This is a genomic window from Mammaliicoccus sp. J-M40, from assembly GCF_022386395.1.
GTDB lineage: Bacteria > Bacillota > Bacilli > Staphylococcales > Staphylococcaceae > Mammaliicoccus > Mammaliicoccus lentus.
On the sequence record NZ_JAJNIQ010000031.1, the window covers coordinates 1 to 1,476 of the forward strand.

Consider the following 1,476-nt stretch of genomic DNA (forward strand, 5'->3'; position numbering starts at 1 on the left):
AATGTCGGCATAGCGTGAGCTATTAAGCCGACCATTCGACAAGTTTTGGGATTGTTAAGGGTTCCGAGGCTCAACGTCAATAAAGCAATTGGAATAAATTTTTAATAATTTGAGTACTTATTCTTCTGAAAATTGATATGATTATTTAAACTAATTTAAAGGGGTTGCTTGAATTGATCGCTTATATTTCTTTAGGAATATCTATTTTTGCTTTAGGTATTTCAATGTATACTGTGTTTTATCAGAGAAAAAAAGATAATATTCTTTTAAGACCTCAACTTTTTTTAGAATCTCAAAATAAACAAACTGTAGATTACATAGGTATTGATTGGGATATTGACGGTTACGAAAAGCTACAGGAATATGATGTTTTATTGAAATTTATAAATACAACGAAAGTAAGAATTACAGATTTGTCTGTATCTATTGATGTGAGGAAAAATGATACTTTTGAATTTTTATTAAGTAAAGCATCAGAAGAAAAAGAAAACAATTTTGATATAGAAAAAGATATGTTTGGTAATGATACTTATGGTTGGGATAAAGTTTTTGGTTTGGAAGAAACGACAAAAGAAAAAATATCAGTTCTTGATGGCGGGGATTCATTCGAATTGAGATTACCAAATATTTTTTCAGCTTTATTATTAGGTGCCATGTATATAAATAGAAATGACTTTACAGAATCTAACTTTACAATAGATTTTGATATAAAAATTTTATATAATCATGATTTTGCTAATAAAGGTAAATATGTTTGTATAAATGAGACTGTTTCAGTAAATATCACTTATGAAAGAGCGCTTCAAGGACCATGGGTTGTTTATGATTCTATTACTTTTGATAAATTGTGAATAATGATAAAACGTTTTTTAGAACGAGTGAAACGAGTTTCTTCTTGTCTTGAGTTATTGATATGACTGGTTTTAAGCACAAAAAAAAGTTGTTTTTCCGTACCTATTAATGTATCGTTTTAAATGACTAGTAAAAAACATACATAGAAAGGGGAAAAAGCAACTTTTTTTATGGGTCTTAGTTAGAGTAGAACTAAGTTGTTTTTGTGTATTATAACATGGATAAGTATACTGAGAAAAAACGTAGAAATCAAGCATTTCAAAAATTCATTCAAGGATATATTGGAGAAGATCAGATGGATTATGTGAGGGATTGTAATACATTTTTGTCTTTTGTGGCTGATAAAACCTAAAAAAAACAAAAATTATATAAAGCGAACCCTTGTAAAAATCGATTTTGTCCAATGTGTGCATGGCGTAAAGCGAGGAAAGATGCGCTGGGTTTATCGTTGATGATGAAATATATTAAACAGGATCAGCAGAAGGATTTTATATTTTTAACATTAACAACGCCTAATGTGTCTAAAGAAGAGCTTCTGTTGCAAAGTTGAATTTATAGTATAATTTTAACAAAAAGGAGTCTTCTGTATGAACTATTTCAGATATAAACAATTTAACAAGGATG

At 28.7% G+C, this 1,476-nt stretch carries 1 protein-coding gene and 1 pseudogene; both read left to right on the forward strand.

Features of this window, described 5'->3' with window-relative positions; translation table 11 throughout:
* Window positions 1-173 precede the first annotated feature (173 nt).
* Window positions 174-851: a hypothetical protein gene (locus LQ688_RS13865; RefSeq protein WP_031796899.1), complete on the forward strand. Its 678-nt coding sequence runs from the start codon at window positions 174-176 to the stop codon at window positions 849-851.
* Between the two features lie 218 nt (window positions 852-1,069).
* Window positions 1,070-1,387 (forward strand): annotated as a pseudogene (locus LQ688_RS13870) (protein rep); the annotation flags it as partial.
* Between the last annotated feature and the right edge of the window lie 89 nt (window positions 1,388-1,476).